Genomic DNA, 26,307 nt, shown 5'->3' with positions numbered 1-26,307 from the left:
GCTATTTCAGCTGCGAATCCTTGCTGCCGCGCCGGTTGATCCCGGCGGATGCGCGATATCGTTGATCGCGCCCGCCCTGACATTCCACGCATAATTGCACGCCGAGAATGGCCTGACGCCGCGCCTCGGGGATCGGCTCATCGCATTCCACGCAGAATTCGGCGCTTTCCGCCGCAGAGTTGGACTGCGCCGCGCGCAGCCTGGCCCGCGCGATCGCCTCTGCCGTGCTGACCTCGATCTGGTCATTGATCGAATCATCTTTTGCCCAACCACCGGCCATATCCGTCACCCCTCACCTTTCAACCCAAGATGGGTATTCAAAGGTCAGGTTGCAAAGACAGGTAGTCCAAGGCAAGGAGTCCCTGACGGGGGGATGGGCGGCAAATCGCGCAATTGTCGGGCAACACATTGAGCATTGAACGAAATCTCCGCTCGCTCGTTGACTCAGCACTTAAAGCGAACCATCCTGTTGACATTGCAGAGGGAAAGATATGGGCGACAAGACTCTGACCCGAATGGATCTTGCGGAGGCTGTCTTCCGCGATGTCGGACTGTCACGCCATGAATCGGCCCAATTGGTCGAAAGCGTATTGGACCACATCTCGGATGCGCTTGTGCGCGGCGAACAGGTCAAGATTTCATCCTTCGGGACATTCAGCGTGCGCGACAAGAACGAACGCATCGGACGCAACCCCAAGACCGGGGAAGAGGTGCCGATCACCCCGCGTCGGGTGCTGTCGTTCCGTCCGTCGCATCTGATGAAAGACCGCGTGGCGGCCGGCAACAAGCGCTGAGGCGGCTTGCGGCATGAAGAAAAGCGCGGATGCCTTTCGGTCCATTGGTGAGGTTGCCACGCTGATTGGCGTGGCACCGCATGTCCTGCGCTATTGGGAGACGCAGTTTCCCCTGCTCAAGCCGATGAAGCGGCCCGATGGGCGGCGCTATTACCGACCCGATGATGTGTCCCTGGCAGCGGGGATCTTTGACCTGCTGCGGGAAGAGGGGCTGACCATTCGCGGTGCGAAAAAGCTGATGTCCAAGGATCGCGGCCAAAGCGTGCGCGAACGCGGCGCGGCCTTTCTGGGCGCCGCACAGGCTGCGCCTGCGGACAGCGCAGCCGAACCGGCATCGGCTATTGCCCAGCCCGAACCTTTCGATACAGTCGCATCTGACGATGTTCCCATCGCTGAGGATGATCTGGATTGGGAGGGTGACGAGATGTCCCAAACGCCCCGCGCGCGCCAGCGCAAGCGCCGCCTGCCCGGCGACGATGGCGCTTTGCCGCTGTTTCCCGAACTGGACCGGGGCAAGGGGGACACGCAATGGCTGCCACGGCTGATCCTTTTGTCGGGCCAGTTGCGCAACCTGCGCGCAGGCGATGCCGCCTGGCAACGCGGCCAGAGCGTGGGCGCGCAGCTTAGCGACGCCATCCAGCGCCTTTATTAACCGCCGATCAGCACCTTGACGCAAAAATTGCCATTGCGACCCTTGTGCAGCACCACCGCTTCGCTCTATATGGCGCTCGTCGGGCCGTGGCGCAGCCTGGTTAGCGCGTCCGTCTGGGGGGCGGAAGGCCGCGAGTTCGAATCTCGCCGGCCCGACCATTCCGAAAACGCCCATCCCTTTGCGGGGGTGGGCGTTTCCCTTTTCCTGACGGGGGCCCTGCGATGAACGGCGTTCTGCCTGACAGCGAAATCCGCAAGCTGATCGAAACCGGCGCGATTTCTGCCGATCCCGCGATCATCCCCGAACAGATCCAGCCGGCCAGCCTTGACCTGCGCCTTGGCACCACCGCATATCGGCTGCGCGCCAGCTTTCTGGCGGGCAAGGGCAAGCGGGTCGAGGATCGCCTGCCCGATTTCCAGATGCATCAGATGGATCTGACCGATGGCGCCGTGCTGGAACGCGGCTGTGTCTATCTGGTCCCGCTGATGGAGCGTGTCAGCCTGCCTGCGGGGCTCAGCGCGGTGGCCAATGCCAAATCCTCGACCGGGCGTCTGGACCTGCTGACGCGGCTGGTGGCCGATGACGGCACCGAGTTCGACCGCCTGCCCGAAGATTACGACGGCCCGCTTTATGCCGAGATCTGCCCGCGCAGTTTTTCGGTTCTGGTGCGCCCCGGCATGCGCCTGAACCAGCTTCGCCTGCGCGACGGTCAGGCGGTGCTGAGCGATACCGAGCTGCGCGATCTGAACGCGCGCGAACCGCTGGTTGGCGGTGACGCGCTGATCGATCAGGGGCTTGGATTCTCTGTCGATCTGCGCCCCGATCATGGCGATCTGGTCGGCTATCGCGCCCGTCCGCATAGCGGTGTGATCGACCTTGACCGGATCGGCGAATATGACGCCCGCGAATTCTGGGACGAATTGCGCACCACCGAGGGCCGCCTGATTCTGGACCCGGGTGCCTTCTACATCCTGGTCAGCCGCGAATCGGTGGCGATCCCCGCCGATTACGCCGCCGAAATGGCCCCCTATCTGGCCATGGTCGGTGAATTCCGGGTGCATTACGCAGGCTTCTTTGACCCCGGCTTCGGCATTGGCAAGGCAGGCACAGGCGCGCGTGGCGTGCTGGAGGTGCGCTGCCATGAAGCGCCCTTCGTGCTGGAGGATGGGCAGGTCGTCGGGCGGTTGGTCTATGAACGCATGGCGCGCCGCCCGGACCGGCTCTATGGGGCTGGGATCAAGTCGAACTATCAGGGTCAGGGGCTGAAGCTGGCGAAACAGTTTCGTTAGCGATCCGTGGCGACAGCCGGCCCTGCCCGGCATGTGGCCGCTCAGACGCGCGCCCTCTCCAACTTTACAGACCGCGCAATTTTGGTGCCGGGATCGCTTGATCCAAGGCAAGGCGCAGACCGACGCCAAGTCATATGTGATTCAAAGTCTTGTCGGGAAAATGGTAGCGGAGGAGGGATTTGAACCCCCGACACAAGGATTATGATTCCTCTGCTCTAACCAACTGAGCTACTCCGCCACGGGTGGGAGCGATCTAAGGGAGGGGGCCGGGGGCGTCAAGCACCTTTCTGCACCTTTTTGCGCCAGCCCCGCAGAAAACCCGACCGGCCCATGAAAAAAGGCAGGCACCCTGCGGCACCTGCCCTGAAAACGCGAATTTGCCGCGATCAGTCGCGGGCGCGGACCACCTGCAACAGCGGCATGACATCGGACATTTCGGGGCCATGCGCCTGCCCGGTCAGCGCCTTGCGCAGTGGCATGAACAGGCCCTTGCCCTTGCGGCCCGTTGCCTCTTTCACCTGCGCGGTCCAGTCGCCCCAGGTCGCATCCGTATAGGGCGGCGGCGGCAGCATCTTCATCGCCTCGGCCACGAATTCGGCATCCTCGGCTGCGATCTGCGGCTCTGCCCCCTGGCTGAAAATCGACCACCAGGCCGACAGATCGTCCAGCTTGGTGATGTTCTGAGACGCCACCTTCCAGAACCGCTGGGCCAGATCATCCGGCACGCCAAGCGCGGCGATCCGATCCTTGACCGCATCGAAGGGCAGGCTCTGGTTCCGCTCTCGGGTCAGGGGCCACAGATCCTCGGCATCGAATTTCGTCGGCGAAGCGCCGAATTGCGACAGATCAAAGCCCTCGGCCAACTCCTCAAGGCTCATCTTCAATTCGACCGGCTGGCTGGAACCCAGCCGCGCCATCATCGACACCAGCGCCTCGGGCGCGACGCCGGACTCGCGCAGATCGCGGATCGACAGCGCGCCGATGCGCTTGGACAGTTCCTCGCCCTTGGCACCGGTCAGCAGGCTGTGATGGCCGAAATTGGGGACGTTGCCGCCCATCGCCTTGATGATCTGGATCTGCGTCGCGGTATTCGTCACGTGATCGGCACCGCGCACGATATCGGTCACGCCCATATCGACATCATCCACCACGCTGGCAAAGGTATACAGCACCTGCCCGTCTGCGCGGATCAGCACCGGATCGCTGACCGAGGCCGCGTCGATCGAGATATCGCCCAGAATGCCATCATCCCATTCGATCCGCTCGTGATCCAGCTTGAAGCGCCAATAGCCGTCGCGTCCTTCGGCCCGCAGCTTCTCGCGCTCGGCATCGGACAGGTTCAGACCCGTGCGGTCATAGACCGGGGGCTTGCCCATGTTCAGCTGCTTCTTGCGCTTCAGATCCAACTCGGTCGGGGTTTCGAACACCTCGTAAAGGTGATTGCTGGCGCGCAGCTGATCCGCAACCTCGCCATAGCGGTCCAGCCGCAGCGACTGACGCTCGACCCGGTCCCATTCAAGACCCAGCCATTCCAGATCCCGCATGATGCCATCGACATATTCCTGTTTCGAGCGTTCGCGGTCGGTGTCGTCAAGGCGCAGGATGAAGGTTCCGCCCGCCTTGCGCGCGATCATATAGTTGAACAGCGCGGCACGCAGGTTGCCGACATGGATGTGGCCGGTGGGCGACGGGGCAAAGCGGGTGGTGGTCATGGAACATCTCCTGTTGCCGCTTGCTCTTTCACAGGTTGCGATTTTTGTCCATATCAAGGGCGAAATGCAGGAGGCACGGATGAGCGACTGGAACACCCTGAAAGCCCCGGATGAGGCCGGGATCGAGGCCATGGCCCAGGCCGCATTGCAGGCGCTTCCCGCCGAGTTCCGCGCCCTGGCGCAAGAGGTGGCGATCCGCGTGGCCGATTTCGCGCCCGAGGATCTGCTGGACGAAATGCAGATCGACGATCCGTTCGATCTGACCGGACTTTACGAGGGCATCCCGGTGACGGAAAAATCGGTGTCTGATCAGCCGCAGGGACCGGATATCGTCTGGCTGTTCCGCAGGCCGCTGCTGGATGAATGGGCAGCGCGCGGCAATGTCAGCCTTGGCGAATTGGTGAACCATGTCGTCACCCATGAGTTGGCTCATCACTTCGGCTGGTCAGATGAGCAGATCGCACAGATCGACAGATGGTGGGAATGAGTGAACAAGAACCGATTTTAACGGTGACCCTGAATCCGGCGCTGGACCTTTCCACAGCCGCCGATGAGGTCCGCCCGGACCTGAAACTGCGCTGCGACAAGCCGGTGGCCGATCCCGGCGGTGGCGGCATCAATGTCAGCCGCGCGATCAAGATCATGGGCGGGCAATCCACGGCGATGGTGGCGCTTGGCGGTGCGACCGGCACGCGGATGGCAGAGATGCTGAAATCCGACGGCCTGCAGATCCTGCGCCTGACCGCGCCCGGCGAAACCCGGCAATCGCTGGCGGTCACCGACCGGATGACCGGCGGGCAATACCGCTTCGTTCTGCCCGGCCCCGAATGGCACAAGGCGCATCTGGCCGACAGCATGGCCGCCATTGCCGAGGCGGCGCGCGCCGGTGGCTGGGTGGTGGTGTCTGGATCGCACCCCCCAGGCGTCGCACCGGGGTTCGAGCAGATGCTGACCGTGCGGCTGAAAGACAGCAGGGCAAAGCTGCTGGTCGACACTTCGGGCGAGGCCCTGCGGGCGCTGGCCGGATCCTCGATCCCCGTCGATGTGCTGCGCATGGACAGCCACGAGGCTCAGGAACTGGCTGGTCGCCCCCTGCCCCTGCGCAGCGACAGCGCCGATTTTGCCGCCGGGCTGGTTCGCGATGGTGTCGCCAGATCGGTGATCGTCGCACGCGGCGCCGATGGTTCGGTGATTGCGGGCGCCGATGGCGCCTGGCACGCCGCCGCCGCCCGGGTGAAGGTGGTCAGCGCCGTCGGCGCCGGCGACAGCTTTGTCGCGGGCTTCGTGCTGGCCATGGCGCGCAACTGGCCGGTGGAAGAGGCGCTGGCACTTGGCGCGGCAGCAGCATCGGCCGCCGTGATGACCCCCGCGACAGAGCTTTGCCACAGCCGCGACGTGGAAAACTTCTACGCCGACCGCGTCATCACCCGCCTGTGACGCAGCCCGCGACAGAAGCGGCCACAGAAAAAGGCCGCCCCCAAAAGGACGGCCCCGAATTCAGAGGTATGTCTTAAATCAGGCCGCTTCGGCTTCTTCAGCCTCGGCCGCCATGCGACGCTCGCTCTCTTCACGCGACAGCGCGACCGAGGTGCGGACACCTTTGGAAACAAATTCCATCAGCCCTTTGACGACCCGCTCATTGGGGTCGATACCAGCACAGGACAGCACTTCACGGCCATCGCGCGAACGCGCCCAGCGGGCAATCTGCTCTGGGCCGTTGCCATATTTCTTGTCGTCCGCGATAGCGTCGTCCAAGGCCGCCAATACGACTGCCGCAAACAGCTTGCGGGCACGCTGGCCTTGTTCAAAATTGAAAGCTGAACCGTCAACAAAATCGCGCATATCATTCGTCCATTCTTATGTGGCTCGGCAACGCCGAAGCCATTGAAGGAGGATTTCGCAACCATCCTTCGGTTTTAGTTCCCGTTTCTCCGACGGTTCCGCCTCAATAGACGAAAACAACGGCGATTCGGTATTCCACTTGCCGCATGCCTGCCATGCTTATCCTGCATAACCTGCAAAAAAGCATAGAAATTTTCGTGTCGACCTATCTCTTTCGGCAGGTTTCCGCCAACAGGACAACTTGACAACGCACGAAATTCGATGTGGTTGCGTCGGTTTGGCCAGGTTGATGTAGGCTCTTTACCAGACCGTTCAACTCAGAGTCAGAAAAAATTCCTGTCTTTTCTATGAGATCTCGTAATGCCCAAGATAAATGGCAATGAAATTCGTCCCGGAAACATTCTGGAACATGACGGCGGCCTGTGGGCGGCGGTCAAGGTCAACCACGTCAAACCCGGAAAGGGTGGCGCCTTTGCCCAGGTCGAGCTGAAAAATCTGCGCGACGGGCGCAAACTGAACGAACGCTTCCGCAGCGAAGACCGGGTCGAGCGGGTGGCGCTGGAACAGAAGGATCAGCAATTCCTGTACGAGACCGATGGCAAGCTGGTCTTCATGGATAGCGAGACCTTCGAACAGACCGAACTCGATGCCGATCTGCTGGGCGAGCGTCGCCCCTTCCTGCAGGATGGCATGGTCGCCAAGATCGAATATTACGGCGATGAGCCGCTGTCGGTCGCGCTGCCGCAAAAGGTGACCTGCAAGGTGGCCGAGACGGAACCCGTCGTCAAAGGCCAGACCGCCGCCAACAGCTTCAAACCGGCGATTCTGGATAACGGCGTCCGGCTGATGATCCCGCCTTTCGTGGGCGAGGGCGAAGATATCATCGTCCATACCGAAACCATGGAATACAGCGAACGCGCCTGAAGCCATGAACGCCCCGTCCGATGTGGCGGGGCGTCCGCGCGCAAGGACATTGCGCATACCGCCCATTTGCGCCACCAAGATGGCATGAGCGGACATCACATCACCGAAACCGAACTGGCACGGGCCATGCCGCATATCCTTGCGGCGCCCAAGGATGACAGCCGCGTCGAATCCTTGTGCTTCCGACCCGGCTTCAACCAGCGCAGCTTTCCCGACAGCCTGACCCTGACCCGCGACCGGGGCATCCCCGGAGAACGCTGGATGACCGCGCCCTGGCTGAAACTGCCCGATGGCAGCCCGGATCCGCGCATTCAGGTCTCGATCCTGCCGCTGCGGGTGATGGACACCGTCTGGCGCGACCGCGAAGGCACTCCCCATCCCGGCGATCCGATCATCTGCGATCTGGACATGTCGGAAGAGAACCTGCCCGCTGGCAGCCTGTTGCAGGTCGGCTCGGCCGTTCTGCGGGTGTCGGATGTGTTCAATGACGGCTGCGTCAAATGGAAAGTCCGATACGGCGCCGCGGCCAAGGACTGGATCGTGACGCCGCATCACCTGCCGCTGCGCCTGCGCGGGATCCTCTGCTCGGTCGAGCGGGATGGAGAGGTCAGGTTGAGCGATCCCGTCCGCAAACTGGCCGGTCAGGTCAGTCGAACAGATCCAGCTGCGCGCTGTCCGGGGGCGGTTCAAGATCAAAGCCCGACAGGGTGATCCCCAACAGCCGCGCCCCGCGCCGATCGGGCAGCACCAGCTGCGACAGCTCGCAGGCAACCTCCAGCAGTTCCTGTTCCGAGGCGACGCTGTGGCGCAAGGTCCGGGCGCGTGTCACCTGCTGGAAATCGGCATATTTCACCTTCAGCGTCACCGTCCGCCCCTGCAATTCGCCTTTGCTGACATGGCGCCAGACCTTTTCGGCCAGCGGCGCCAGCGCCTGATGACAATCCGACAGCGCCATCAGATCGGTCGAATAGGTGTTCTCGGCCCCGACGGATTTCCGGATCCGGTCCGGCCGCACCTGCCGGTGGTCAATGCCGCGCGAGATGTTCCAGTAATATTGCCCGGACTTGCCAAAGCGCCGCTGCAGAAACTCCAGTTCCTGCGCCCGCAGATCCGCGCCGCTGTGAATCCCCATCGCATTCATCTTTCTCGCCGTCGCCGGGCCGATCCCGTGAAATTTCCCGACCGGCAGGGACAGCACGAAATCCGGCCCCTTTTCGGGCGTGATCACGCAAAGCCCGTCCGGCTTGTTCTGATCCGAAGCCAGCTTTGCCAGAAACTTGTTATAGCTGACCCCGGCACTGGCGGTCAGCCCCGTCGCCTCGCGGATGCGGGCACGGATATCGCGGGCCACCTGCGTCGCGGTCTGGCCCGGCCACAGGTGGTCGGTCACGTCCAGATAGGCCTCATCCAGTGACAGCGGCTCGATCAGCGGGGTGTAATCGGCGAAAATATCGCGAATCTGGGCGCTGACCGCGCGATAGACGTCAAAGCGGTGCTTCACGAAAATCAGATCCGGACACAGCCGCGCCGCCGTGACCGAGGGCATGGCCGAGCGCACGCCGAACACCCGCGCCTCATAGCTTGCCGCCGCCACCACCCCGCGCAGGTTTGATCCCCCGACGGCCACGGGCTTGCCCCGCAGTTCGGGATGGTCGCGCTGCTCGACCGAGGCATAGAAGGCATCCATGTCGATATGGATGATCTTGCGCAGCGGCACATCTGCAATCGGCGAATTGGTGGCACTAATATCTTGCATCTGATCACGTCAAAGGCGGGCAATCCTTCCAACCCGCCACCGTCGATCCTGACCGAAATTCCCGCAGATTTCCAGAACACATCACGAACGAGGACGCGGCGACAGGTGGTCATCGGTGACGATGCGGCTGGGCTGAATTTGTCCATGCCGACGGGCGGCTGCTGCGATCTGAAGGCCAGACGCTGCTCTTGCCGCTGGCCTTGTCGGTTATACGACGATTGTCGCAGTTGACCGGCAAGGCCTCTGTCAGGTGCTCAGGGCTGCGCCAATCCAGCGAGTTCTTTGCAGTGACAGGGTGGTCGGTCAGGGCATTGGCGATGCCAGCCGGATGTTGTCAGGGCGTCGCTGTTCGGCGTCGCCCTCGCACTACGGGCACAGAGTCCCAATGCCTTCATGTCCAGGACCTGTCTAGAGTGACGAATCCTGGCGACTGATCGGAATCGGATCTGCGGCAGCCGACTGGGGACAGCAGGACATGAACACCTTGTTTCGACCGAAATGTTTCGCCTGATACAGGGCCTCATCGGCAGCGGCTATCCACCGGTCTGGGGTGGACTCTGTACCGCATATGCCACTCGCGATCCCCAAGCTTACCGTGACGAGGGGGCGGACGGTTGAAGCCTTGTTGGGAATTGCCAAATCCTCTATGCGCTGACGCATCTGCTCGGCGATATGCAATGCGCCGGAGGCGTCGGTTTCCGGCAGGATGCAGGCGAATTCCTCACCCCCATAGCGTAAGCAGACGTCGTGAGAGCGGGACAGCGTTTCGACCAATGTGGTCGCCACCACGCGCAGGCAGCGATCGCCCTCGGGATGTCCATATTCGTCGTTGAATTGCTTGAAACAATCGACATCGATCATGACGAAAGACAGCCACTCGCCCTGCCGTGCCAGACGCCGGATTTCCGAGGGCATCAACTGCTCCAGCATCCGCCGGTTGCCCAGCCCCGTCAGCGGATCTGTCATCGCCAGATCTGCAAACTGATCACGCATCCGCTTGAGTTCGATGTGATTTCGCACACGGCTGCGCAGCGCGATGGGCTGAATGGGCTTGGTGACGTAATCCACCGCGCCAACGGCGAAACCCTGCACCTCATCGTCTGTATGGTTCAACCCGGTCGTGAAAATCACGGGCACCTGCGACAGGTCGGGATCCTGCTTCAAATGACGGCAGACCGCATAGCCGTCCATCCCCGGCATGACGATATCCAGCAGGATCAGATCCGGCGAGAATGCCTGCACCATCGCCAGCGCCTCTTCGCCAGAGCGCGCAAAACAGATCTCATATTGCTCTTCCAGCACCGCGCCCATGATCTCGATATTCGAGATCTCATCATCGACGATCAGAATAGTCGGCCGTTTCATGCTGAGGCCACCGCGATTGCGTCTTGCGACGGGTAACCGGCTCTCAAAAGCCTCGCGGCCGTATCGTAGTCCAGCCGGTCCAATGCCTGCATCACCGGATGGGCAACGCAGCTTTCCGGCGAAAGTCCGGTCGCCTTGGCATAGTCCCGAAAACCCTGTCGTGCCGAGAGGCTTCTGCGCGCGATCTGTCGGCAGAGTTCCTCGAACATCGCCCTGGCCTCTGCCGGATCGCAAGGTTTTTCCGCATGCGGAGGCTGCAGCGATGTCGATGGGCGAAGTCCATCTGCGGCGGCAATTGCCGGGGCGATCTCAATGGCGAGGCTTTCGACCAATTGGAGCACACCGAAAAGCTCATTCTGCGCCAGTTTTGCTTCGATCCGGGCGGCGAGATCCGACACCTTCGACAATTCCAGCGATCCGGCCACGCTTTTCAGCGAATGTGCCAGCCGCCCTGCATCCTCGACGCGCTGCTCGTGCAGCAATGCAGACAAATCTTCGCCGACCTTGGCATAGGTTTCGGCGAAATTCACAATCAGGCGGCGCGCCAGCCCCGGCTTCCCGTTCACACGGCGCAGGATCGAGGGCAGATCGAATGGTGGCAGTTCATCCGGCAGATCACCGGCAGACGGGGTTGCAGACGGCACCTGTCCCCCGGCATCTGGCGTTACGGGCGCCTTCAGCCATCGCTGCAATGTCTCAACCAGCAGGCGGGGATCGACAGGCTTGCAGATATGATCATTCATACCGGCGGCAAAGCATCTTTGCCGTTCTTCCTCATAGGCATGGGCGGTCAGGGCAATGATGGGAAGGTCTTCGGCGCTTCTTGTCATGCGGATCTGGCGCGTTGCCTCGATGCCATCCATCTGCGGCATCTGGACGTCCATCAGGATGGCCGCATATCCGGCGCCGCCCCGCAGCACCTTCTGACAGGCTTGAAGCCCGTCTTCGGCGCAGTCCACCTGCACCCCGGCATCCATCAGCAGTTCCACCGCGATTTCGCGATTGATGGCATTGTCTTCGACCAGCAGCACCCTTTGTCCGCGCAGATCATCGCGCAGGCGGGGGATCGTGGCAGATATCCTGTCAGGTGTGGCACCGGGACTGCCTGCGCGTGCCGGAAAAAGCTGGTGCAAGATATCCAGGAGGTTCTGCGGATCAACGGGCTTGCGCAAAACTGCACTGATGGCACGCCGGTCCCGGTCGCTGAGCGCTTCGTCGATACCATAGGCGGTAATCATGACCGTCACCGGCAACCTGTCCAGGCAGATATTTTCCTGCATCTCGTGCAGCGTCTCCAGCCCATCCATGCCGGGCATGCGCCAATCCAGCAGCACAAGATCATAGGGCCGCCCGTCCTTCGCCCGACTTTCCAGCATGGACAACGCCTCTGGCCCCGAAGACACCAGATCCGCCTGCGCATCCCAGCGCGCCAAGATCGCATGGATGATGTCGCGCGACATCGGGTTGTCATCCACGACCAGCACCTTCAGGCCATTCAGGCAGCTGTTCGTCCCGGGCAGCGGCTGAACCGGCGCGCAGGACGCCTTCAAACGCACCATGAAGGAAAACTCACTGCCCAGGTCGGGCGTGCTGTTCACCCGGATCCAGCCGCCCATCTGTTCGACGATCTGCTTGCTGATAACCAGTCCCAGCCCGGTGCCGCCAAAACGCCGTGTGGTCGAACTGTCGGCCTGAGTGAAAGAGGTAAACAGATTTTCCTGCTGCTGCGGCGTCATGCCGATCCCGCTATCCCGTATCGAAAATTCGATCTGGGCATCGCCGCCGCTTTTCCCTGTCATCTGGACGCGGATCGTGACATCGCCCTTTTCCGTGAACTTGACCGCATTGCTGAGCAGATTCAGGATCACCTGGTTCAGCCGCAATTCGTCGCCGATCAGAACCTGCGGGATGTTTTCGTCGATCTGCAGATCAATGACCAACCGCTTGGCATGGGCGCTTTCGGCGACAAGCTGGATCTGGCTTGCGATCGCGGCGCGCAGGTCGAAATCATGTGATTCCAGCAGCAGCTTTCCGGCCTCATTCTTCGAAAAATCTAGAATGTCGTTGATCAGCCGCAACAGGGAAACGCCCGCGCTGTTCAGTTTCCCGATGTAGTCGCGCTGTTGCGGGTCAAGCGGGCTGCGCTGCAGCAGATGGCTGAAGCCGAGAATGGCATTGATGGGGGTGCGGATTTCGTGGCTGACATTGGCCAGAAACATGCTTTTGGCATGGCTGGATTCCTCGACCGCGCGGTTGCGGTCTTCCAGCGCGATGCTTTTCAGAACCAGCTCGTCGCTCATCAACCCGATCCGGTCAAAGGCCATCCGGATCTTGTCGGACACCCAGATCAGGACCAGCATCTGGAACACCACGATCACGGCGTGAAGCGCCACGCGGGCAAGGTTCCCCTCTCCCGGGAAGACCATGAAGGGCAGCACATAAAGCAGGACCAGATGGTGCAGCGCGGTCGCCGTCGCCGCCAGGATCAGCGCCACCCGGTCGAACCATGCGATATTCAGCGCCATGACAGCGAAGAAATACATATGCATGTCCATCTGCCAGGGGTGTCCCGTGAACAGCACCAGTAGAAAGGCCGGCTCGCCGATCAGAACGATGCTGGCCAGATAGCGCGTCAGCGGTGCGATACCGTATCGCAGCCAGGCCATGTGATAGATCGCGGCCAGAATCGCGCCGATGGTCATGGCCGTGCCCACGGGCATCGCGTCGTTCCAGGCGGCAGCGGCCCCGAAAAGGGGCACATGCGCCCAGAGCAGCCAGGTCAGAAGCCCGCCAAAGCGCGCCCGGAGGCGGTTGACTTCCGCATTCACGGGCCGACCCCATCGCCAAGCGTGATGCAGCCCAGAAGGCGCGGAGAAGGCATCACGAACAGCGCCCCACCAGCAAGCGCCGCCTGTTTGAAGCCGGGATCGACAGAGGTTGCGATGGCGATATTGGGCAATCCGCCAAAGCCGACAACACCACCATTCGCGGCATAGACCAGTTCAAGCATTTCGACCCGGCCCGCATCCAGCGGTGTCACAACCAGATATTGCCCCGGGATCGTCTTCGTCAGCAGGGTGCCAAGGACAAGGCATATCAAACCGACCGCCAGCGCCGCCAATGCGGGCATGACGTCCCGCCAGTCGGCCTCTGGCTCTGTCAGGCTATTGGCGTGAAGATTGCCCCGTCTGTCGATCACCATCGCTCCTTTCCGATCCTCATTGCAGCGTGCCAAGCTAGGCCATTAGGGTCCCGATCGCGTTAATTCCAAAGCCGAAAACACTGAAAGTTTTAGCGCTTGCAGCACAAGCAGGCAGCGCCATCCCGCCGATGGCAAAACTGCGTAAGATTTTAGTCCTCTGCCCTTTATTCATTTGAGCATACTAAATGAATGTCACATCAGAACGGATGAGGGATCAGAATGAGCGAACGGCACGGGCGGAAACCCATGATCATCAATCGGCGGCAATCCTTGGGGGCCCTGGGCCTTGGCACGGCGGCCATGCTGGCGGCACCGGCGGTGCTGGCGCAGCAGCCGCCCAGTACGGTCACAACGCCCCCGCGCAGTTTTGCGCCCGACGCCCCGCCGAATGTCTATTTCACCGATCCTGATCTGGTGAGCCATGATCCGGGCTTCGGCGCATTGATACAGGCGAATGCGCCGTTGCAGCGGCTATGGACCGGGTCGCTTTGGGCCGAAGGTCCGGCGTGGAGCGCGGTCGGGCAATATCTGGTCTGGTCCGATATTCCGAACAACCGGCAAATGCGCTGGCTGCAAGAGGATGGCCATGTCAGCGCCATGCGCGCGCCGTCGAATAATTCAAATGGGAATTGTTTTGACCGGCAGGGGCGCCAGCTGTCCTGCGAGCATCTGACACGGCGGGTGGTGCGCTATGAACTGGATGGCACCGTTTCGATCGTCGCGGACCAGTTTCAGGGTAAGGCGCTGAATTCGCCCAATGACGTGATCCAGCATCCCGATGGCTCGGTCTGGTTCACCGATCCGCCCTATGGCGGCCAGCTTTACGAGGGCGCGGCCGACGCCCCGGGCGGGCCGTCCAATCCCGAAGGTCTGATCGATCCGCGCGTCGGCCAGCCACCGGAAATCGGGCAGGCACGGCGAGAAATGGGGCATGGCGTCTATCGCGTGACCGAGGATGGCGCGATCAGCCGCGTGATCGACGAGGCGCAATTGCAAAATCCGAACGGGCTGTGCTTTTCGCCCGGTTTCGACCGGCTTTATGTCACCAGCACCGGCGCCGGACCGGGCGACACCGGCGGCGGCGGCAAGGGGGAGATCTTTGTCTTCGATCTGGACGAGGAAGGCGCGATCCTGAACGGGCGTCTTTTTTCGGATTGCATGGTGGACGATATCAAATGTTCGCCCGACGGGGTCTGCACCGATGTCTTCGGCAATCTCTGGGCGTCCAGCAGCGCCGGGCACGCGGTTGGCTATAACGGCGTCACATGCTGGTCGCCCGAGGGGGTGTTGCTGGGCCGCATCCGCCTGCCGGAAATCTGCGGCAACCTGTGCTTTGGCGGCCCAAAGCGCAATGTGCTGTTCATGACCGCCAGCCAATCGCTTTACGCGCTGCATCTGGCGACGCAGGGCGTCAGCTTTGGCTGACAGCGAAAGGGCGCGTCACGTGACGCGCCCCCTGACCTAATCCTGCCGCTCTTCCGTGGCCGCGCGATCCTGTTCCGAGGGGCGCAGCCAGGCACTATGGGCGCGGTCGCGGAAGGCGCCGCCGCCCTTGGCCATGGCCTCCATGCGTTCGGCGCTCAGTTCTCTCGCACGCTTGACATAAGGCTCGTTCAGATGTGTCGGAACCTCCGGATCATAGAGATCGGCCATTTCGCGCAGCAGGTGGCGATCATCGTCGACATAGATGCGGGCAAGACGCTCGGCCTCATAGGGGTGGATGCCTAGCGCCTCATAGGCCGAACGGCCCGCGCGGACGCTGCTGTCAAAGGTGTCGCGAATAATGTCGCGACAGCCTGCGGCCCACAATTCGTAAACGTGATGGCGGTCCATCGCCCGCGCAATCACATAGACATGCGGATAGGTCGAGGTCACATGCCGCACCAGTTCGGTGGTCGCCTCTCGCTGGTCGATGGCGATGACCAGCATGCGCGCCTCGGCGATGCCGGCGGCCTCCAACAGGTCGGCTCGGGTGGCGTCGCCATAGAAGACCCGCACGTCGAAAGCCCGCAGCGTTTCCAGTTGCGAGGCCGAGTAATCCAGCACCGTCGTTTCATAGCCCGCCGCCAGCAGCATCCGGTTGACCACACCGCCAAAGCGCCCGATCCCGGCCACGATGATCTGGCCTTTCGAGTCGATCTCATCGGCCTCGCGCGCGTTCTTGCCGTCGAAACGCGGCAGGATCACCCGTTCGAACAGGATGAACAGCAGCGGCGTCAACAGCATGGACAGCGCGACGATCAGCGACAGCCGGTCCGCGACGGCCTCTGGCATCACAAAATTAGCGACCGTGAAGGACAGAAGGACAAAGCCGAATTCGCCCGCCTGCGCCAGACCAAGGCTGAACAGCCACTTATCGGCGCCACGCAGCCGGAAGATCCAGGCAAGTGCCATCAGCACGGTCGCCTTGATCACCATCAGGCCCAGGGTCATGCCGATGATGCTGAACGGATTTTCACTCAGCAGCACGAAATTGATGCCCGCCCCGACGGTCATGAAGAACAGGCCCAGCAACAGGCCCCGAAACGGATTGATATCGCTTTCCAGCTCGTGCCGGTATTCGCTGTTGGCCAGAACCACCCCGGCGATAAAGGTGCCAAGCGCGGGCGACAGGCCCACCAGCGACATCAGCAAAGCGATGCCGACAATGAACAGCAAGGCGGTGGCGACGAACAATTCCCGCAGATTTGCCATCGCGATATAGCGAAAGACCGGGCGCGTCAGATAGATCCCGCCCGCAACTACGCTGGCAATCGCGGCGATGGTGACCAATGCGGCCTGCCAGCCCGGAAGCCCGGCAACCAGACTTAGCCCCGCGTCATGCTCTTCGGTATCCGCCACATGGCTGGCCGCCTCCTGCGCCAGTTCCGGCATCGCCAGAAGCGGGATCAGCGCCAGCATCGGAATGACGGCGATATCCTGAAACAGCAGCACCGAGAAGCTGGCCTGCCCGCCATCCGAGCGCATCAGCCCCTTTTCATTCAGCGTCTGCAAGACGATTGCCGTCGATGACAGCGACAGCACCAGCCCGATCGCCAGCGCAACCGTCCAGGGCTGCCCCAGGGCAATCGCCGCGGCGGTGACGATCGCGGTCGTGCCCAGCACCTGCAAGCCGCCCAGACCCAGCAGGCGGCCCCGCATCTCCCACAGGGTGCGGGGTTGCAGTTCCAGCCCGACAAGAAACAGCATCATGACCACGCCGAACTCGGCGAAATGCTGGATGGCGACGACATCGACATGCAGCGCCGCCAGAATCGGGCTGATCACGATCCCGGCGATCAGATAGCCAAGGACCGATCCAAGGCCCAGCCGCGTGGCGATGGGCACCGCCACCGCACCGGCGCCAAGCAGGATAAAGGCCAGAAGCAGGAAATCCGTGGTCATGTCTCAGGCCTTTTCAGTCAGGGGCAGGGTGTCGTGGGTCAGGATCTCGGCCTGTTCGGCCCGATCCCAGTCAAAGTGATCGTCGCGGATCGCCGTCAGCAGCCGGGCAAAGCCTGCGGCATGGGCGCCGGGCGCCGCCTTCAGCGCCTCAAACATCACATAGGGCGCGCCAAATCGCATCATCGACAGCCGCGCCGTCTGCTCGAACGGGGTCAGGAAGGTCCGCAACGGATAGTGCTGATATCCCTCGGGCGAATAGGCCTGCTGCGAGGCCGACGCCGTCACCGCCAGCATCATCCGCTTGCCCCGCAGCTTGTCGCCGCCCTCGCCATAGGCAAAGCCATCCGCGAAGACGAGATCGATCCATTCCTTCAGCAACGAGGGCGAGGAATACCAGAACAGCGGAAATTGCAGCAGAACCGCGTCGTGATCGGCAATCAGGCGCTGCTCATGTCCGACATCGATGATGTGGCGGGGATAGTCGCGATAAAGATCGACCGAGGTGATCGCCTCAACCGTCTGCGCGGCGCGCCACATGGCGCTGTTCACCTGCGAGAACCGTTGTCCGGGATGGGCATAATAGTGAAGCAGAGCTGCCATCGGCGACCGTTCCTTTAAAAATGCCGGGTCGCATTGCCCGGCAACATGATAACTTTGCTGCATATTTTAAGGCAGAAACCAACAAATGAAAATCCGCCAGCGCGAAAGGCGGCTGACAGAGTGGCCGTCGTGCAGTGCATCGAAGCCATCCGGGGGTGATTCTGACGAAGGGGAAAAGCTGCGCCGCCCCGCCAAAAAACCCGACAGGAGCGCGCCGAATCAAAAGCGGTTTTGCCTGAAAAAAGAAATTATAATTCAACTATAAGGGGAATAATACCCGTATTTGCGACAGCATGCCGCAGCCCGACCTCACGATTTCGCGACCTCATTTGTTGAATTGCAGGGTCAAATGGAATTTAATGTTTGCAACGGTCGACGCAAGAAATGGCTCTCGGCATGTACTTGACCCGCTTCACGGATTTCAGACCGCACGCAGCCCGTTTCACTGATGCCGGGCATGAATGTGCGGCATCGGCGGAAGCAGGGGTCTGCCTGGACCACCGGGGCATATTTCCCCCGGATTGCATCGGCCAACATCACGAGTGAGCCCGGTTTTTTCGGACTAACGCCTGCCCCGGCCCTGCCGCGTCAAGAACGCTGGGCCACAGTGTTGACCTGTCACAAGGATGCCAGCCGTGACGACCCACGCCCAGACAGAACGCGGTTTCCAGGCCTCGGCCATGACGCGCGCACAGGCACGACGCAGCGTCCGCGTGGCAGATGAGGGTCGCGGGCTGGCGGTGCTGTCAGTTCCGGGCATCCATTGCGGTGGCTGCGTCGCCTCGATCGAGCGGGCGCTGAATGCGCGGCCCGACGTGGTCTCGGCCCGGGTCAATCTGACGTTGAAACAGGCGCGGATCCTGTTGCCTCGCGCCGATAGCGATCCCGGCCCGATCATCGACGCGCTGGGCGCGATGGGTTTCAAGGCCAGCCCCGCCGATACCGTCGATCAGCCGCGCGACGATATCGGCCCCTCGCTGCTGCGCGCGACCGCCGTTGCGGGCTTTGGCGCGGCCAATATCATGCTGCTGTCGGTGGGCGTCTGGTCCGGGGCCGAAGGGGCCACGCGCGAGACATTTCATCTGGTCGCCGCGCTGATCGCGGTGCCCGTCGTCGCCTATGCCGGGCGGCCCTTTTTCCGCTCTGCGCTCGCGGCCCTTCGCGCCCGTCGTCTGAACATGGATGTGCCCATCGCGCTGGCCATTCTGCTGGCGACCGCGCTGAGCCTGTTCGAACTGGCGCGGGGCGGCGAGCATGTCTTCTTCGACGCGGCGGTGACCCTGCTGTTCTTTCTGCTGGGCGGGCGCTATCTGGATCATATGATGCGCCAGCGCGCGCGCAGTGCCGTATCCGGGTTGGAGCGGCTGTCGCCGAAGGGCGCGATGGTGGTGCAAGCCGATGGCAGTCCCGATTTCGTGCCGCTGGATCAGATCAGGCCGGGCGACAGGATTCTGGTCTCGGCCAATGAATATGTCCCGGTGGATCTGCGGATCACCGAAGGCAACACCGATCTGGACCGCTCGCTGATCACGGGCGAGGCGTTGCCCATCGCCTCTGGTCCCGGCGATGTGCTGGAGGCCGGGACGCTGAACCTGACCGGCCAGATCACGGCGGTGGCGCTGCGCGACGCCGAGGACTCGTTCCTGTCGCAGATGATCCGCATGCAGGCCGCCGCCGAACAGGGGCGCAGCACCTATGTCCGCATCGCCGATCGCGCCGCGCGGCTTTATGCGCCGCTGGTGCATCTGACGGCGCTGATCACCTTTATCGGCTGGATGATCTGGACCGGCGGCGACTGGCAGCGTTCGGCCTTTATCGCGATCAGCGTGCTGATCATCACCTGCCCCTGTGCGCTGGGGCTGGCGGTGCCGGTCGCGCATGTCGTGGCTGCGGGGCGGCTGATGGCGCAGGGCATCTTGATGAAGGATGGCGCCGCGCTGGAACGGCTGGCCGAGATCGACGGCGCCGTCTTTGACAAGACCGGCACGCTGACGACGGGCAGGCCGACGCTTGGCCCCATCCACGCCGATGCGCCGGTTCTGGCGGCGGCGCGGGCATTGGCCGCGCAATCCGGCCATCCGGCCGCGCGCGCCATCGCCCCCGCGCCCGAGGCCGCCGCCAGCGGGCTGGCGGTGCAGCAGGTGACGGAGCTGCCCGGCCTTGGCGTCAGCGCGATCATCGATGGCCGCCCTGCCCGGCTGGGCCGCAGCGATTGGGTGGCCGAGATCGCGGCACGCGCCCCCCGAAGCGACGATCCCGCCTTCGCCTTTCAGGATGGCGTGCCTGTCAGCTTCCCGCTGACCGAAACCCTGCGTCCGGGCGCCACCTCGGCCATTGCCGCATTGCAGGGTCAGGGGCTGAACGTGGCCATGCTGTCCGGCGATAACAGCGCCCGCGTCGGCCATGTCGCGGCGGAACTGGGCATCGCCGAGGCGCATCCCGGCATGACGCCCGACGGCAAGATCGCCTTTCTCGAAAAGCTGCGCGATCAGGGTCATCGGCCGCTGATGGTGGGCGACGGGCTGAACGATGCGGCGGCGCTGGCCGCGGCCCATGTCTCGATGGCGCCGGCCAGTGCCAGCGATGCGGGCCGGATGGCGGCCGATTTCGTGTTCCTGCGCGACGGGCTAGATGCGGTGCCGCTGGCGCTGAACCTGGCGCGGAAAACCGCCCGCGTCGTGCGCCAGAATTTCGTCCTGGCCATCATCTATAACTGCATCGCCGTTCCGCTGGCGGTGATGGGCTTTGTCACGCCGCTGGTGGCCGCGCTGGCCATGTCCATTTCCTCGGTGGTGGTGATTGCCAATTCGCTACGGCTGAACGGCGCCGACCGCGCCCTGCCGCACAGGGCTGCGGCCCCCGTTCCGAAAGAGGTGACGGCATGAATATTCTTCTTTTCCTGATCCCTGTGACGCTGCTGATGGGCGCTGTCGGCCTGCTTGCCTTCATGTGGAGCCTGCGCAGCGGACAGTATGAGGATCTGGTCGGCGATGCCGAACGCATCCTCTTTGACGGCGACGATACACCCCTGCCCGCCCGCCACAGGCGGCCAGATGACAAGGAGACGACCCCATGATGTCCAAACTGACGGGCGCGGAACGCCAATCCGCCCTGCTGATCTGTATCGCGGTCCTGCTTGCCGGGGTCGCGATGGCGGCGCTTGGTCACGGCGACCTGATGGGGGCGCAGGGCTGGGTGGTGATCGCCTATTGCGCGCTGATGCTGTGGTTCATCATGCCCACCATCGGCGATCCCGAACCGACCGAGGACCGGTCGGCCAGCTATTACGACGATCCCACCAAGGCCGGTATCATCATCGGCATGATCTGGGCCGTGATCGGCATGGGCATGGGGGTCTGGGTCGCCGCGATGTTGGCCTGGCCGGAACTGCGCTTTGACGGGGCATGGTCCAGCTTTGGCCGGTTGCGGCCCGTGCATACCTCGGGCGTGATCTTCGGCTTTGGCGGCAATATCCTGATCGCCACCTCTTACCACGTCATGCAGCGCACCTGCCGCGCGCGGATGCCGGGGCAACTGTCGCCCTGGTTCGTGCTGATGGGCTACAACCTGTTCTGCGTCGTCGCCGCCAGCGGCTATGTGATGGGCGTCACCCAGTCCAAGGAATATGCCGAGCCGGAATGGTATGCCGATATCTGGCTGGTGGTGGTCTGGGTCACCTATTTCGTGCTGTATCTGCGCACGCTGGCCCGCCGGAACGAGCCGCATATCTATGTCGCCAACTGGTATTACATGGCCTTCATTCTGGTCGTGGCGATGCTGCATATCATCAACAACCTTGCGGTGCCTGCCTCGTGGACCGGGGCGAAAAGCTATTCGGCCTTTTCGGGCGTGCAGGATGCAATGACGCAATGGTGGTACGGCCATAATGCGGTCGCCTTCTTCCTGACGGCGGGCTTTCTGGGCATGCTGTATTACTTTCTGCCCAAGCGGGCCGAGCGGCCGATCTATTCCTATCGCCTGTCGATCCTGTCCTTCTGGGGGATCACCTTCTTCTATATGTGGGCGGGCTCTCACCACCTGCATTATACGGCCCTGCCGCAATGGGTGCAGACGCTGGGCATGACATTCTCGGTCATGCTGCTGGTGCCTTCCTGGGCCTCGGCCGGGAATGCGCTGATGACGCTGAACGGCGCCTGGCACAAGGTCCGCGACGATGCCACGCTGCGCTTCATGATGGTGGCGGCGGTGTTTTACGGGCTGTCCACCTTCGAGGGCTCTTTCATGGCGATCCGCCCGGTCAATGGGTTGTCGCATTACACCGACTGGACCATCGGCCACGTCCATGCAGGCGCGATGGGATGGGTGGCGCTGATCAGCTTCGGCTCGATCTATGCGCTGGCGCCGCTTTTGTGGCGCAAGACCGGCATGTATTCCGCCAAGGCGGTCGAGTGGCACTTCTGGTTGGCGCTGGCCGGGACCATCATCTACGTCTTTGCGATGTGGAACAGCGGCATCATTCAGGGGCTGATGTGGCGGACCTACAACGAAACCGGGACGCTGGAATATTCCTTCCTCGACAGCCTGATCGCGATGCATCCCTATTACATCGCGCGGACCTTCGGCGGTCTGCTGTTCCTGATCGGTGCCTGTATCGGGTTGTGGAACGTGGTGATGACGGTGCGCCGCGCCCCCAGGCAGCAACCCGAACGCGACTATCCGACCTCGTCCGAAGCTAGCGAACCGGCCCTGCCGGCGGCGGAGTGATGCCATGCTGAAAGATCTGTTGAAACCCTTCGCGCGCTTCTTCAATTTCCAGGCGCGCACCCATTACAAGGCCGAACGCCACTCGATCGCGCTGGCTCTGGGCATCATCGGGGCGGCCAGTATCGGCGGCATTGTCGAGATCGCCCCGCTTTTCACCATCGACAGCACGGTCGAGGCCGCGCCGGACATGCGCGTCTATACCCCGCTGGAGCAGGCCGGGCGCGACATCTATATCCGCGAGGGCTGCTATGCCTGTCACAGCCAGATGATCCGCACCCTGCGGGACGAGGTCGAACGCTATGGCCCCTATTCGCTGGCGGCGGAAAGCCAGTATGACCATCCGATGCTGTGGGGGTCGAAGCGGACCGGCCCGGATCTGGCGCGTCTGGGCGGGAAATATTCCGATGACTGGCAGGTCCGGCACCTGATCGACCCGCGCGACCTGGTGCCGGAATCGGTCATGCCGTCCTATGCCTTCCTGCAGGACGCCCCGCTGGAAACCGACAGCCTGCCCGGCCGGCTGGCCGCGCTGCGGGCGGTGGGCGTGCCCTATACGGATGACCAGATCGCCAATGCCAGCCATGACGCCATCGGTCAGGCAATGCCCGACAGCACAGCGGCAGGCGGCGTCACCGAACGCTATGGCGAGGCGACCAACCTGCGCCTGTTCGATGGCAGCAACGCACGGGTCACCGAAATGGATGCGCTGGTCGCCTATCTGCAAATTCTGGGGCAGCTGACGCAGCTTCCCTACGAGATTGAACCGAAAGCGGAGGAATAGTCATGGAGATCACGCATGAACTGCTGGTCGGCCTCGCGAAATCCTACGGCCTTTTCTACCTGATGGGCTTTTTCGTGATCGTCACGATCTATGCCTTCTGGCCCTCGCTGGGCAAACGCTTTGACCGCGCCGCGAACAGCATTCTGGATGATGAGGACGGGCCATGTCGGTAAAAGAACGCGATCCGCTGACCGGTCATCAGACGACCGGGCATGAATGGGACGGCATCACAGAGCTGAACACCCCCGTTCCGCGCGCCGTCTGGTTCTTTATCATCGTGACGCATATCTGGGCGCTGATCGCCTGGATCCTGCTGCCGACCTGGCCCCTGCTGACCACCTATACCAAGGGCCTGTTGGGCGTCGATCAGCAAGAGCAGGTCGAAGAGGCGGTGGTCGCCGCGAATGCGCAGCGCGCGGACTGGGCGACGCAGATCGACCATTTGCCCCCGCAAGAGGTTCTGGCCAATGGCGACCTGTCGCGTCGCGTGGCCGAGACGGGCCACCAGCTTTTCGGCGACAACTGCGCCGGTTGTCACGGAACCAACGCCCAGGGCGGGCCGGGCTTTCCCAGCCTGACCGACGCGGCCTGGCTTTGGGGCGGTGATTTCGGCAATATCATGGAAACGCTGCGTGTCGGCATCAACAGCGATCACCCGGAAACCCGTTTCGGGCAGATGATGGCCTTTGGCCGCGAAGGGATCCTGTCGCGCGACGAGGTGCGCGTGGTCGCGGATTATGTCCAAAGCCTGTCGGGCGAAGATATCTCGGCGACGCGTCGGGAACATGGCGCGCAGATCTTTGCGGATAACTGTGCAAGCTGCCACGGTGACAGCGGCATCGGCGATGCCAGCCTTGGGGCGCCGAATCTGACGGATGATTTCTGGATCTATGGCGGCAGCGACAAGGCCCTGTTCACCACCATCTTCGGCGGGCGTCAGGGCTGGATGCCCGCCTGGGAAAACCGCCTTGGCCTGACCGAGCGCAAGATCCTGGCGCTGTATCTGATGCAGCTTGGCCAGCAGCGCGACGCACAGGTCGCGGTGAAATGAGCGTGCTCAGCAAGGCATATTGGACGGGGCCGCGTCTCTTTGCGCTATCCGTCGCCGCGCTGGTCCTGGCGATCTTCATCGCCGCAAATATCCACCTGGTCGCGGTGTCCCTGTCATCGCGCCCCGACTGCGTCCTGAACCCCAACACGGAAGGCGTCGCGACCTTGCGCGCGGCGAGACCCTCATGCTGAGCGACCGTACCGGACCCCCGCCCCCCGATGAATATGACGACCACGACCTGATCCCCGAGGTCGTTCCGCCCCTGCCCGTTGAAAACCGGCTTGCCAAGGAACTGCCACAAGAGACAGCGATGACATGGCTGCGTCAGGGCTGGTCGGATCTGTGGACCAACCCGCTGCCCAGCCTGCTTTACGGCTTTGGCGTGTTCCTGATCTCGGTTCTGGTCGTCTGGCTGCTGTTCCGTTTCGATCTGGATTACGCGCTGTTTCCCGCGCTTGCGGGCTTCATGGTGATCGGCCCGCTGATCGCCAACGGGCTTTACGTCAAAAGCCGCAATCTGGAACAGGGCAAATCGACCAGCTTTGCCGAGATGATCTTCGTCAAGCCCCGCTCTCTAGCATCCTCTTTCATGGTCGGGCTGATCCTGCTGATGCTGTTCCTGCTGTGGAACCGCGCGGCGGTGGTGATCTGGGCGCTGTTTTTCGGCATCCAGCCCTTTCCGGGCATGGATCAGATCCTGCCGACGCTGTTCACGACGGCAACCGGCTGGGCGCTGCTGATCGTTGGCGGCGCGGTGGGTGCGCTGTTTGCGGCCTTTTCCTTCTCGATCAGCGTCTTTTCCGTGCCGATGCTGCTGGAGGAACGAACCGATGCGCTGTCGGCATTGGGCATCAGCATGGCGATGGTCTGGAACAATCTGCCGGTGATGATCGCCTGGGGTGCGATCGTGATGGCGCTGTTCGTCCTGTCTGTCCTGACCGGCTTTCTGGGCCTGATCGTGATCTTTCCGCTTCTGGGCCACGGCACCTGGCACGCCTATCGCGCGCTGCGTCCCGATGATCGCGAGCATGGAGAGGCCGAGCGAATGTTCATCAGCCCCGCCTGAAGGGAAACCGACGACCTGACGCAGACGGCCCCGGGGCGTGCCAGATCAGGCAGAGGCGACGTCAAGCCGCAGTTGTTTCAACGCGGCCTTGTGCGGACGCCCCTGCGGATCGGCACGCCCGTTTTACCCTGGCCTGCCTGTGCCCGCGAATCACGCTTTGAATTCGCCTGCGCTGGTACCCGCCCACAGCGTGAAAATCGCGTGCGGGATGTCAGCCTGATAAACATTAACTCATTGCAAAGTGGTATTGCCCAAAGGGAAATGCAATCACCAATTGCAAGATATATTGTACGCTTGAATAAATAGCCCAATTACTCGCGCAGAAAGCGTTGATTAACAACCCAACTCGCTCGCAATAATAAGGCAAGCGATAAGCCAAAAGCATTTACAAAATAAATGCCTTGCAGAATCTGCAACTCCTAATTGCGCAAATGACCGGGCGCTCACCCCGATGAAATAACCAGCAAAAATTGATAAAATTATCTTGCTATTAATTGCGTACAATAATCGGTGAAGGAACATTTATGATGCTAAGAAAACTGCTTGCCTCTGCCGCGCTGGTAATTGCAGCCAACGCCGCCTCCGCTGCGACCTGCCAGTATGGGACAGAGGCCGACTTTACTGAAAATGCCGATGTGTGGACCTCGACCAATTGTGTCGGACAGATATCGGATCCCGTGAACGACAGCGCCAGCGCCATGAACAGCTATGCTGGCGGCAATGGCGTTTTCGACATCAATAACTGGAGCCTGAATTCCAGGTGGGAGGAAGACGACGGCAGCTATTCTCCGGCAGGAATCCTGTCCATCGTGGATAATGGCGACAAAACCGGCAGCTGGATGGTTGACAGTTGGGCCGGCATCGGCAGCGCCGCGCTGGTGGTCAAGGGCGGAACCGGCTGGGCGGCCTATCTGCTGGACATGACGGCTGGTCTCAGCGGCGGCTGGTCCGTCTTTGCGCTGACCAATAAAGGCGGCCAGACGCCGGATATTTCGCATATCTCACTCTATACCACTCCGGAAATGGCCCCGATCCCGCTTCCGGCCAGCGGCTTGCTGCTGGTCGCGGGTCTGGGTGGATTTGCTGCGATGCGTCGTCGCAAGAAATCCTGAACGGCACGCAAAAGAAGAAAAGGCGGGGTCCGGCCCCGCCTTTTTTCATTTC

25 protein-coding genes and 2 tRNA genes are annotated in these 26,307 nt (G+C 62.2%); 17 read left to right on the top strand and 10 right to left on the bottom strand.

All coding sequences use genetic code 11. The features are described from left to right. Position 1 precedes the first annotated feature (1 nt). Positions 2–280 (bottom strand): DksA/TraR family C4-type zinc finger protein, encoded by a 279-nt coding sequence (locus JHX87_RS14690; protein WP_271885484.1) that lies wholly within the window; start codon positions 278–280, stop codon positions 2–4. 211 nt (positions 281–491) lie between these two features. Between JHX87_RS14690 and ihfA the strand changes: the two genes are divergently transcribed. The 4 genes from ihfA to JHX87_RS14670 all read left to right on the top strand — a co-directional run bounded on the left by ihfA (position 492) and on the right by JHX87_RS14670 (position 2,735). Beyond that, entirely contained in the window at positions 492–794 is a 303-nt protein-coding gene (gene ihfA, locus JHX87_RS14685; RefSeq protein WP_111299768.1) for an integration host factor subunit alpha, read from the top strand. A gap of 13 nt (positions 795–807) precedes the next feature. Next, on the top strand, positions 808–1,446 hold the full coding sequence (locus tag JHX87_RS14680; protein ID WP_271885485.1) for a MerR family transcriptional regulator: 639 nt from the start codon (positions 808–810) through the stop codon (positions 1,444–1,446). A gap of 80 nt (positions 1,447–1,526) precedes the next feature. Further along, positions 1,527–1,604 (top strand) — tRNA-Pro (locus tag JHX87_RS14675). A 63-nt stretch (positions 1,605–1,667) separates the two neighbouring features. Beyond that, positions 1,668–2,735, top strand: a complete 1,068-nt coding sequence (locus JHX87_RS14670; protein WP_271885486.1) for a 2'-deoxycytidine 5'-triphosphate deaminase — start codon at positions 1,668–1,670, stop codon at positions 2,733–2,735. Positions 2,736–2,896: 161 nt separating this feature from the next. On the opposite strand, the gene JHX87_RS14665 is transcribed toward JHX87_RS14670, so the two are convergent. Together JHX87_RS14665 and gltX are read right to left on the bottom strand one after the other, a co-directional pair. Beyond that, positions 2,897–2,973: transfer RNA gene (locus tag JHX87_RS14665), tRNA-Met, on the bottom strand. Positions 2,974–3,121: 148 nt separating this feature from the next. Further along, positions 3,122–4,447: a glutamate--tRNA ligase gene (gene gltX, locus JHX87_RS14660; protein WP_271885487.1), complete on the bottom strand. Its 1,326-nt coding sequence runs from the start codon at positions 4,445–4,447 to the stop codon at positions 3,122–3,124. A 79-nt stretch (positions 4,448–4,526) separates the two neighbouring features. Between gltX and JHX87_RS14655 the strand changes: the two genes are divergently transcribed. Both JHX87_RS14655 and JHX87_RS14650 read left to right on the top strand, forming a co-directional pair. Then, positions 4,527–4,934, top strand: coding sequence for a metallopeptidase family protein (locus JHX87_RS14655; RefSeq protein WP_271885488.1), 408 nt, complete (start codon positions 4,527–4,529; stop codon positions 4,932–4,934). Further along, positions 4,931–5,884 (top strand): 1-phosphofructokinase family hexose kinase, encoded by a 954-nt coding sequence (locus tag JHX87_RS14650; RefSeq protein WP_271885489.1) that lies wholly within the window; start codon positions 4,931–4,933, stop codon positions 5,882–5,884. Before JHX87_RS14655 ends, JHX87_RS14650 begins: the two co-directional genes overlap by 4 nt. Positions 5,885–5,962: 78 nt before the next feature. Here the strand turns inward: JHX87_RS14650 and JHX87_RS14645 are convergent, their stop codons facing one another. Continuing rightward, on the bottom strand, positions 5,963–6,289 hold the full coding sequence (locus JHX87_RS14645) for a DUF6280 family protein (protein ID WP_042251710.1): 327 nt from the start codon (positions 6,287–6,289) through the stop codon (positions 5,963–5,965). A gap of 360 nt (positions 6,290–6,649) precedes the next feature. Here JHX87_RS14645 and efp point away from each other — a divergent pair, with 360 nt between their 5' ends. Together efp and JHX87_RS14635 are read left to right on the top strand one after the other, a co-directional pair. Beyond that, a complete protein-coding gene (efp, locus tag JHX87_RS14640; RefSeq protein WP_271885490.1) occupies positions 6,650–7,213 on the top strand; it encodes an elongation factor P in 564 nt (187 codons plus the stop codon). A gap of 84 nt (positions 7,214–7,297) precedes the next feature. Then, positions 7,298–7,924: an MOSC domain-containing protein gene (locus JHX87_RS14635; RefSeq protein WP_271885491.1), complete on the top strand. Its 627-nt coding sequence runs from the start codon at positions 7,298–7,300 to the stop codon at positions 7,922–7,924. Here the strand turns inward: JHX87_RS14635 and dinB are convergent. The 4 genes from dinB to JHX87_RS14615 all read right to left on the bottom strand — a co-directional run bounded on the left by dinB (position 7,860) and on the right by JHX87_RS14615 (position 13,536). After that, positions 7,860–8,969, bottom strand: coding sequence for a DNA polymerase IV (gene dinB / locus JHX87_RS14630; RefSeq protein WP_271885492.1), 1,110 nt, complete (start codon positions 8,967–8,969; stop codon positions 7,860–7,862). The two genes, JHX87_RS14635 and dinB, sit on opposite strands and share 65 nt — an antisense overlap. Positions 8,970–9,377: 408 nt before the next feature. Further along, positions 9,378–10,280 (bottom strand): GGDEF domain-containing response regulator, encoded by a 903-nt coding sequence (locus JHX87_RS14625; protein WP_272833712.1) that lies wholly within the window; start codon positions 10,278–10,280, stop codon positions 9,378–9,380. A 50-nt stretch (positions 10,281–10,330) separates the two neighbouring features. Beyond that, on the bottom strand, positions 10,331–13,162 hold the full coding sequence (locus tag JHX87_RS14620; protein ID WP_271885494.1) for a hybrid sensor histidine kinase/response regulator: 2,832 nt from the start codon (positions 13,160–13,162) through the stop codon (positions 10,331–10,333). Then, positions 13,159–13,536 carry a hypothetical protein gene (locus tag JHX87_RS14615; protein WP_272833711.1) on the bottom strand — a complete coding sequence of 126 codons (378 nt, stop codon included), beginning with the start codon at positions 13,534–13,536 and terminating at the stop codon, positions 13,159–13,161. Before JHX87_RS14615 ends, JHX87_RS14620 begins: the two co-directional genes overlap by 4 nt. Before the next feature lie 219 nt (positions 13,537–13,755). Between JHX87_RS14615 and JHX87_RS14610 the strand changes: the two genes are divergently transcribed. Continuing rightward, positions 13,756–14,961 (top strand): SMP-30/gluconolactonase/LRE family protein, encoded by a 1,206-nt coding sequence (locus JHX87_RS14610; RefSeq protein ID WP_271885496.1) that lies wholly within the window; start codon positions 13,756–13,758, stop codon positions 14,959–14,961. Between the two features lie 36 nt (positions 14,962–14,997). Here JHX87_RS14610 and JHX87_RS14605 read toward each other — a convergent pair whose 3' ends face one another. After that, the gene (locus JHX87_RS14605; RefSeq protein ID WP_271885497.1) at positions 14,998–16,920 is read right to left on the bottom strand and encodes a cation:proton antiporter domain-containing protein; all 1,923 of its coding nucleotides are present in this window, start codon (positions 16,918–16,920) and stop codon (positions 14,998–15,000) included. Positions 16,921–16,923: 3 nt separating this feature from the next. Continuing rightward, a complete protein-coding gene (locus tag JHX87_RS14600; RefSeq protein ID WP_271885498.1) occupies positions 16,924–17,520 on the bottom strand; it encodes an NAD(P)H-dependent oxidoreductase in 597 nt (198 codons plus the stop codon). A 635-nt stretch (positions 17,521–18,155) separates the two neighbouring features. On the opposite strand from JHX87_RS14600, the gene JHX87_RS14595 reads away from it, so the two are divergent. The 8 genes from JHX87_RS14595 (at position 18,156) to JHX87_RS14560 (ending at position 26,255) form a co-directional block, all read left to right on the top strand. Continuing rightward, on the top strand, positions 18,156–20,405 hold the full coding sequence (locus JHX87_RS14595; protein WP_271885499.1) for a heavy metal translocating P-type ATPase: 2,250 nt from the start codon (positions 18,156–18,158) through the stop codon (positions 20,403–20,405). Then, the gene (gene ccoS / locus JHX87_RS14590; protein WP_271885500.1) at positions 20,402–20,596 is read left to right on the top strand and encodes a cbb3-type cytochrome oxidase assembly protein CcoS; all 195 of its coding nucleotides are present in this window, start codon (positions 20,402–20,404) and stop codon (positions 20,594–20,596) included. The genes JHX87_RS14595 and ccoS overlap by 4 nt, the downstream gene beginning before the upstream one ends. Continuing rightward, entirely contained in the window at positions 20,593–22,245 is a 1,653-nt protein-coding gene (ccoN, locus tag JHX87_RS14585) for a cytochrome-c oxidase, cbb3-type subunit I (protein WP_271885501.1), read from the top strand. The genes ccoS and ccoN overlap by 4 nt, the downstream gene beginning before the upstream one ends. A 4-nt stretch (positions 22,246–22,249) precedes the next feature. Further along, on the top strand, positions 22,250–23,026 hold the full coding sequence (ccoO, locus tag JHX87_RS14580; RefSeq protein WP_271885502.1) for a cytochrome-c oxidase, cbb3-type subunit II: 777 nt from the start codon (positions 22,250–22,252) through the stop codon (positions 23,024–23,026). Positions 23,027–23,028: 2 nt separating this feature from the next. Next, complete coding sequence (locus JHX87_RS14575; protein WP_271885503.1) at positions 23,029–23,199, top strand: cbb3-type cytochrome c oxidase subunit 3; 171 nt, start codon at positions 23,029–23,031, stop codon at positions 23,197–23,199. Next, positions 23,190–24,077, top strand: coding sequence for a cytochrome-c oxidase, cbb3-type subunit III (gene ccoP, locus JHX87_RS14570; RefSeq protein ID WP_271885504.1), 888 nt, complete (start codon positions 23,190–23,192; stop codon positions 24,075–24,077). Before JHX87_RS14575 ends, ccoP begins: the two co-directional genes overlap by 10 nt. A 184-nt stretch (positions 24,078–24,261) precedes the next feature. After that, positions 24,262–25,143: a DUF2189 domain-containing protein gene (locus JHX87_RS14565; RefSeq protein WP_271885505.1), complete on the top strand. Its 882-nt coding sequence runs from the start codon at positions 24,262–24,264 to the stop codon at positions 25,141–25,143. 527 nt (positions 25,144–25,670) lie between these two features. After that, on the top strand, positions 25,671–26,255 hold the full coding sequence (locus tag JHX87_RS14560; protein WP_271885506.1) for a VPLPA-CTERM sorting domain-containing protein: 585 nt from the start codon (positions 25,671–25,673) through the stop codon (positions 26,253–26,255). Positions 26,256–26,307: the final 52 nt, after the last annotated feature.

This window comes from Paracoccus fistulariae, assembly GCF_028553785.1.
In the GTDB taxonomy this organism is placed as follows: Bacteria; Pseudomonadota; Alphaproteobacteria; order Rhodobacterales; family Rhodobacteraceae; genus Paracoccus; species Paracoccus fistulariae.
The sequence above is the reverse complement of the archived record's forward strand: the minus strand, read 5'-3'. Positions and strand labels throughout refer to the sequence as shown.